Consider the following 7,498-nt stretch of genomic DNA (forward strand, 5'->3'; position numbering starts at 1 on the left):
ACGTCGACCTGGTGGCCAGATTCGCCAGGGTTCCGTGTGGTCCCTCTCGCACGCGTTTTGAAGTTGCGTTTTTCTCAAAACCCGAAGCGTCAGCTTTCTCATAACCCGAAGCGTCAGCGAGGGAAAAACGATGTTGGCTTCGCCTCGCTGACGCGTCGGGTGATGAAAAAACCAATGCCTCACGGAAAAGCGCAACTTCAAAGCTCACGCGTTCGGGTTATGAAGTGGGGGCAACCTTTGGGCCGTCTCTGATTGGCAGTGTACTGCCTAGCTCAGCGACCATCCCTCGCGCGGTTCCCTAGCGATGAAGGGGGCGGCTTCGGGGCAACCCACGCACTCCATCTTGTCGCGATCCCAAGTGATCTTCTTGCCGACTCGGTGCGCGACGTTGCCGAGATGGTTGGCTTCGGTGAGTGGTCCGGCATAGCTGAACGGGCTGGCCGTTTCGCCTTCGCCTAGGCAGGCAAGAACCCATTGAGCATGATGTCCAGGTGAGTCGGGTACGAAGGGGCTTGGTGGCTCAAAATCGACAAAGGATTCCTCGGGCAGCAGCACATGCTTTCCATAGTCCGAAAGCAGCATCCCCTTGCTGCCAATGAACAGAACCCCACTGTCCCAGCGAGGGATTTCACCGCGTTGCCAGATCTCTGGTTTGTGTGTGCCTTGGTACCAGGAAACGGTGACCGGACCGCGATCGCCTCGCGCGGGGTATTCGTACTTGGCTGACATGGATGCCGGTGCGATCTCGGGGTGAGCTGGCGGGCCGAAGGCTTCCACTGTGGTGGGCGCATCAAGTTCCAGTGCCCAGAACGGAAGGTCATTCCAGTGGCTGCCGAGGTCCGACATGGTCCCACCTGCGAAATCCCACCACCGATACCAACGTGGTCCGGGGAAGTAGACCGAGTGGTAAGGACGGACCGGGGCAGGCCCCAACCAGAGGTCCCAGTCGACATGGTCCGGCGGCATCATGGGATCGCTTGGACGCGAATCGGCATGCAAGAGATCGCCGTGTTTTTTGGCGTCGGCTTCGGATTGCAAACCCCAGGCTCGGTTCACCCACACATGGGCTTCGCTGACATCGCCGATCGCGCCGCTTTGAATCAGTTCCACCACCCGGTGGTAATTGTCGCCAGCGTGGATTTGAGTTCCCATTTGGGTGACGACACCGGCCCGCTCGGCGGCTTCTGCGATCTGCCGTGTTTCGTCAATGTTGTACGCCAATGGCTTTTCACAATACACGTGTTTGCCAAGCCGCAGTGCTGGCATGGTTGCAAACGCATGCGTGTGTTCAGTGGTGCTGACGACGACGGCATCGATGTCGTTCCCTACGACGTCATATAGTTTCCGGAAATCCCGAAAAGCCTTGGCCTTGGGATGTCGCTGGACGGCTTGGTCGGTGAATCTCGTGTCGACATCGCAAACCGCGACGACGTCGACCATTCCGGTCTGCTCCATCGTTCGCAGGTTCGAACCGCCTCGTCCGCCAACGCCGATGGCGGCGATTTTCAGCCGATCATTGGCGGACGATGATACGGGCGTTTGAGCGGGTGAAACGTTGCCGAGACCGGCGGCAGCCAAAGCGGTCCCGCCTACCAGTATGTCGCGTCGATTCGGAAGCATTTTTTGGGACATCAATCACCTAGGCATTCAATGAGTGACGAGGGGAAAGTGACGATCCTAATGCAGTGAGCCACGGGAAGGGGCAACTGACCCGCTGATTGGACATGCATTCTAGAAAACGTTTCCCGCGTCATTTCTGAATCAGGAAACCATTCGATTCATTTGGTAACGCCGAATGGATCTTCCCGCTGCAGCCCTTTTCTTTGTCACATTGGCCGCTCGCGACAATCAACCGGCCATCCGCGAGACCCTCGACACCGAGAGAGCAGTTGAGTTCCTGCCGGCCTTTCATCTGGAAGTCCGCATCGGTGACAAGCGTGATGGCGGGCGATCCATAACAGCCAAACCACCAACGATTGTGGGCGAAGGTGGCGGATTGGATTCCGAGGTGAGTGTGTCCGCTCGTGATGACGTGTTTTTTGACGAATTGAAATTGGTCGTCGTATTCGTACACATCGTTTTCGTCGAATGAATCAGGCAATCCGCCAACGACGTAGAAGTGGCCTTCGCGGTGTCCGATCCCGCCTGCCCCGTGAAAGACTTCCTGCGTTTCGTGCCGAGCAAACTCGTCCAGCGATTCCGCGTCATAGACGTAGACCCACGAGTCAGCGTTTCCTGAGGGATCGTTGAATTTTCCAAGGTTGACCGCGATGTAAATTTTGCCCTCACGAAAGCAAAGGTCGCCGTGATGGTTGGCGACAGGGATTGTTTTCAGCACCTTGCCTTGAAGGTCGGTCTTGACCAGTGTCGTGGTGAACGACCAGTAGATCGCGTTGCCTCCTGTGCAGACACCTTGCAGGTGATGCGGGTAGGTTCCTTCGCAGATCACTTGAAAAGCATCGTTTGGGAAATCAGTGGTTGAGTTCACCTTGGTTGGTTCTTCAGCAACCAGTGAGCCTCTCAGCGTGAAGCATGCAAGCAATAGCGAGGCTGCGAAGAGAATGGTCTGAGAAGTTCTTTCTTTGTGGTTCATGGGGATGTCCATCTTGAGGTGTTCGTCGTGTGATTGCGGCGTCGATCAAAGTAAACTGCGATGGAGGCAGCCTGCAAACACTCTTCAACGCGATTTCATAAATCGTTTGGTTTGTGCCGTTTTCGGTTGGGTGGACCTGTTGTTCTTGACGCCATCCGCACGGATTGGGGTGCGGTGGTTAAAATGGTCGCTTCGTCGATTCCCACCCCTCCACCCCACCCCCGTTCATGACCCTTTCCATGCACAATCTTTGTCACTCGCCGATTCGATTCTGGATGGGAGCCTTGGCTCCGATCGCTTTGCTTGGCTTCTTCGGAACAATCACGCTGGCTGAGGATTCCGTCTCTTCGCCGCTGCAGAACGGCCGAATTGTCATTGGTCCGGATTATCAACTGGCCGCTGAACTGAAGGATCAAGGGAACCCAAAGGGAAAACAATTTGAATTCATGATGCCGTTGGCCGAAAGCAAGATTTTCGATGGCACGGACTCGACTTTGAATCCACGCAAAGACGTTCGCAAGGAACGCAAGATCGTGGTTTATGTGCCGGCGGCTTACCAAGACGGGACTGCAGCACCGTTCCTGGTCATGCATGATGGTCCGAGTCGGTTGAATCTGGTTCGCAACGCACTGGACAACATGACGATCTCGAAAGATCCCAATCGTCGCCTGCCTGCCTTCATTGCGATCGCGGTTCAAAACGGTGGCAACGACAGCAAAGGCAGCCAGCGTGGTTTGGAATACGACACGATGTCCGACCGATTGGCTCGGTTCATTCAGTTGGAGGTGTTGCCTGCTGTGGAGAGCCATCCTGAAATTCGTGCGGCTTACCCGAATTTCAAACTGACGGATGACCCGTGGGGACGTGGCGTGATGGGATGCAGCAGTGGTGGTGCGGCGGCGCTGACGATGGGATGGTTCCGTCCGGAATGGTTTCGCCGTTTGATCACGTACTCAGGAACCTTTGTGGATCAACAAGACGACGATGCTCCTGAAGAAGCGGAGTACCCGCTGGGGGCTTGGGAGTATCACTCGAGCATGAAGCTGATCGAAAACAGTGAGAAGAAGCCCCTTCGCATCTTCACTCACGTGGCAGAGAACGACAATCGAGCCAACGATCCGGAGTCGACCTATCACAACTGGGTGATGGCGAACGAGCGAACCGCGGACGCTTTGGAAGCCAAAGGCTATGAGTATCGCTACGTGTTCTCGAAGGCGACCCGGCACTGCGATCGCAAAGTCTTCGAAGCGACTTTAGCCGACACGCTGGCGTGGATGTGGGATGGCTATGAGGCGGATGCGGAGTAGCGGATACTGCGGGGCCCGCGGGCGGATGATTGAAAAAGTTCAATTGGTATCGACCTCTGCGTTACCGCCCGTCGCCCATCGGATTGTCGATTTAGTCAGCCGGAACGCGATCGCGTCCGGTTCGTCTCCGGTGACCGTGGGATAGCTCTGGGTTGCTGAATCTTTGGTGTTGTGGCGTTCATTTTGGTTCTGTCCCACGCCCCCAACGGGGCAGCAATATTATAGCCCCAGGCATCGCCTGGGGTTTCTTGACGGAGACGTCATCGTTTTGAAGTTGCGTTTTTGCGTGAGGCATTGGTTTTTTCATAACCCGACGCGTAAGTTTTGAAGTTGCGCTTTTGCGTGAGGCATTGGGTTTTTCATAACCCGACGCGTCAGCGAGGGACCGCGTGCCATCGCAACGCGCCGGTGGGTCCCTCGCTGACGCGTCGGGTTGTGAGAAAAGCGCAACTTCAAAACGCCATCGCGAGGCCCAACGGGGCGCCCCTGGCAGAGTGTCCCCCCAAAAAAGCTAGGGCCGCCCCGTTGGGGCTTTGCAATCTTGGTCCCGCCGTACACCCTGGGCTGTCATAGCGCTGCCCCGTTGGGGCGAGTGGTTAGTCTTTGTCGGTGCGAAGCACGGAGATGAAGGCTTTTTGCGGGATGTTGACGCTGCCAAATTGTTTCATCTTGGCTTTGCCTTTCTTCTGCTTTTCCAGCAGCTTTTTCTTACGGCTGACGTCACCACCGTAAAGTTTCGCGGTCACGTCTTTGCGATACGGAGCGATGGTGGTTCGGGCGATGACGGTGCCGCCGATCGCACCTTGGATCGGAATCTTGAACTGGTGGCGAGGGATCGCTTCGGCCAATTGCTCGCAGTAATGCAGCGCACGAGCCCGTGACTTGTCACGGTGCACGAGGTAGGCGAGCGCATCGACGGGTTCTTTGTTGACCAAGATGTCGACTTTAACGATGTCCGTTTTGCGATACTCGATCGGCACGTAGTCGAACGATCCGTAACCACGCGTGATCATCTTCAGCTTGCCATAGAAGTCGAACAGGACTTCGCCAAGCGGCATTTCGCTGGTGACTTCCAAGCGTCCGGCTGACAGGTAGTTCATCGTTTGGCTCTCGCTGCGATGTTCGCGGCAGAGTTCCATCACCGGGCCGACGTACTCTTCGGGGATCAGGATCTGAGCCTTGATGTAGGGCTCGCTGACCGAATCGATCGTTGACGGATCGGGCCAATACGTCGGGTTGTCAACGTCCTGTGTCGAGCCATCTTTGAGTTTGATGCTGTACTGGACCGAAGGCGCGGAGATGACCAACCCAATGTCAAATTCGCGCTGCAATCGTTCTTGCACCACATCGAGGTGAAGCAAACCCAAGAAGCCACAGCGATAGCCGAATCCGAGAGCAGCGGAGCTGTCCTTTTCAAACGTCAACGCAGCGTCGTTGATGGAGAGCTTTTCGAGTGCCTTGGTGAGGTCTTGGTATTCGTCGGTGCTCATTGGGTAGACCGACGAAAACACGACTTGACGTGCGGGTTGATATCCGGGAATCGGTTCTGCAGCGGGCTTGTCTGCCAGCGTGATCGTGTCGCCGATTTCGATGTCTTGCACTGATTTGACGCCGGCGACGATGTAGCCGACTTCGCCAGCGGTGAGTTGCTTTTTCGGAACCAGTTTGAATTGGTTGTAGCCAAGTTCGTCGACGGTGAAGTCGCGATCGGCGTGCATGAAGTGAATGTTGTCTTTGGGCTTGAGCGTTCCTTCCATGACACGGCATTGCAGAATCACGCCGCGGTATTTGTCAAAGTAAGCGTCAAATACCAAAGCCTTCAACGGAGCCTTGGGATCGCCCTTCGGCGCGGGCAGGTTCGTGACGATTCCTTCGAGAACGTCTTCGATTCCCTGGCCGGTTTTGGCGGAAACTGGAATCGCAACAAAGGGATCGAGTCCTAAGTCCTCATCGATTTCACCGCGAACGCGATCGACGTCGGCGGCGGGCAAGTCGATTTTGTTGATGACCGGCAGCAGTTCCAGGTCGTATTCGAGAGCCAGGTACAGGTTGGCGACGGTTTGCGCCTCGACCCCTTGGGAGGCATCGACGACCATCAAGGCACCTTCGCAGGCCATCAACGATCGGCGGACTTCGTGGGAAAAATCGACGTGGCCGGGGGTGTCGATCAGGTTCAGTTGGTACGCCTCACCGTCTTTCGCCGTGTAGTTCAGCGTAACGGTGTTGCTTTTGATCGTAATGCCGCGTTCTCGCTCGATGTCCATCGAGTCGAGCATTTGGTCGTGAAACTCTCGTTGAGTCACACCGCCGCAGGATTGGATCAACCGGTCCGCCAAGGTGGATTTTCCGTGATCGATGTGGGCGATGATGCAAAAATTGCGAATGTGTTTCATGGTTTTGTTTCGTGCGACGCGGCGTGGACGTCACATCCTAGTGAATCAGGTGTCCATTCAACAGGGATTTGCTGTTCGGGCCAATCGTGACGATTTCGAAAAATGATCGGGATCGACTGAATATTCGGGATTCCATATGCCGATCGGACTTGATGAATTGATCTTCCGCCGAAACGCGATCTTCGAGATGATCGAACGTTCGGAGGACCGTTTCGTCTTTTCTGTTTTCAAGGATGTGTCATGCGGACAATACTTTTACTGGCCCTGGCCATCGGTGGGGCGTTTATGGCGGGATGGTTCACCATCGAGCGTGACGGCGACAAGACTCGGATCGAAATCAACAAGACGGAAATTCGCAGCGACGCACGTTCCGACATCGATCGCGGTCGAGACATTCTGGACGAGCGTCAGCGTGAACAGGCCGCTCAGCAGGCTGCCCAACAAGGCGGTTATCCTGCTCAAGGCCAAGCGGGGTATTATCCGAATGGTGCCCCCGCGAATCCGAATGCGTGGCCGCCTCAAGGAGGCCAGCCGGTGCAGGGCGCGGGATACAGCACTCCCAGTTACGGTGCGTCTAACTACAACGTGCCCAACTCCAATCAAGTGCCAGGGTACAACAACTACCCCGCCGGTCAGCCCAGCGCGGGTTACGGCGAGCAAGGCGCTTACAATCCAAATGCTTATCCGCAGCCAAACTACAACGCCCAGCCCCAAGCGAACGGGCAGAATGGCTGGGACGCGGCATCAGCACCTTGGGCGACTCAGAATCGCTGAGCCAGGATGACGTGCATTCGCCGTGACGTGTATTGCTCGGCGGTGCGCCGGGGGGACAGGTCCCTCGCTCACGCGTTTTGAAGTTGCGTTTTTCTCAAAACCCGAAGCGTCAGCTTTCTCATAACCCGAAGCGTCAGCGAGGGAAAAACGATGTTGACTTCGCCTCGCTGACGCGTCGGGTTATGAAAAACCAATGCCTCACGCAAACGCGCAACTTCAAAGCCGACGCGTCGGGTTGCTTGGTCCCTCGCTGACGCGTCGGGTTGTGAAATCGAATGGTCGACAAGCCGCGACGCTTCGCGCTGTCGGTGGCGAGCGAACTTGAGACGCCGGCATTGGGCGACTGCTAGTGGTCTGTCAAAGCTAAAAGTGAGGGTTGATCGTAGTGGGGGGGGGGGGGCGGGGGGGGGGGGTTGTGAGCGGGATGGGGC

General features: G+C 56.3%; 5 protein-coding genes. 2 read left to right on the top strand and 3 right to left on the bottom strand.

Going from position 1 to position 7,498, the window contains the following annotated elements:
- Window positions 1–267 precede the first annotated feature (267 nt).
- On the bottom strand, window positions 268–1,620 hold the full coding sequence (locus ACF8AM_RS08220; protein ID WP_392555169.1) for a Gfo/Idh/MocA family protein: 1,353 nt from the start codon (window positions 1,618–1,620) through the stop codon (window positions 268–270).
- A 130-nt stretch (window positions 1,621–1,750) separates the two neighbouring features.
- Window positions 1,751–2,488: a hypothetical protein gene (locus tag ACF8AM_RS08225; RefSeq protein ID WP_392555170.1), complete on the bottom strand. Its 738-nt coding sequence runs from the start codon at window positions 2,486–2,488 to the stop codon at window positions 1,751–1,753.
- A 344-nt stretch (window positions 2,489–2,832) separates the two neighbouring features.
- Between ACF8AM_RS08225 and ACF8AM_RS08230 the strand changes: the two genes are divergently transcribed.
- On the top strand, window positions 2,833–3,900 hold the full coding sequence (locus ACF8AM_RS08230) for an alpha/beta hydrolase (RefSeq protein WP_392555171.1): 1,068 nt from the start codon (window positions 2,833–2,835) through the stop codon (window positions 3,898–3,900).
- Between the two features lie 596 nt (window positions 3,901–4,496).
- On the opposite strand, the gene lepA is transcribed toward ACF8AM_RS08230, so the two are convergent.
- A complete protein-coding gene (gene lepA / locus ACF8AM_RS08235) occupies window positions 4,497–6,293 on the bottom strand; it encodes a translation elongation factor 4 (RefSeq protein ID WP_392555172.1) in 1,797 nt (598 codons plus the stop codon).
- A gap of 285 nt (window positions 6,294–6,578) precedes the next feature.
- Between lepA and ACF8AM_RS08240 the strand changes: the two genes are divergently transcribed.
- Window positions 6,579–7,067, top strand: a complete 489-nt coding sequence (locus ACF8AM_RS08240) for a hypothetical protein (RefSeq protein WP_392555173.1) — start codon at window positions 6,579–6,581, stop codon at window positions 7,065–7,067.
- Window positions 7,068–7,498: the final 431 nt, after the last annotated feature.

It is taken from the genome of Rhodopirellula sp. JB055, assembly GCF_043100905.1.
Lineage (GTDB): Bacteria > Planctomycetota > Planctomycetia > Pirellulales > Pirellulaceae > Rhodopirellula.

What these genes read in the sequence shown, in the direction of transcription:
- ACF8AM_RS08240 (WP_392555173.1), top strand. Translation starts at nt 6,579, where the DNA reads ATGGCGGGATGGTTCACCATCGAGCGTGACGGCGACAAGACTCGGATC.
- lepA (WP_392555172.1), bottom strand. Translation starts at nt 6,293, where the DNA reads ATGAAACACATTCGCAATTTTTGCATCATCGCCCACATCGATCACGGA.
- ACF8AM_RS08220 (WP_392555169.1), bottom strand. Translation starts at nt 1,620, where the DNA reads ATGCTTCCGAATCGACGCGACATACTGGTAGGCGGGACCGCTTTGGCT.
- ACF8AM_RS08230 (WP_392555171.1), top strand. Translation starts at nt 2,833, where the DNA reads ATGCACAATCTTTGTCACTCGCCGATTCGATTCTGGATGGGAGCCTTG.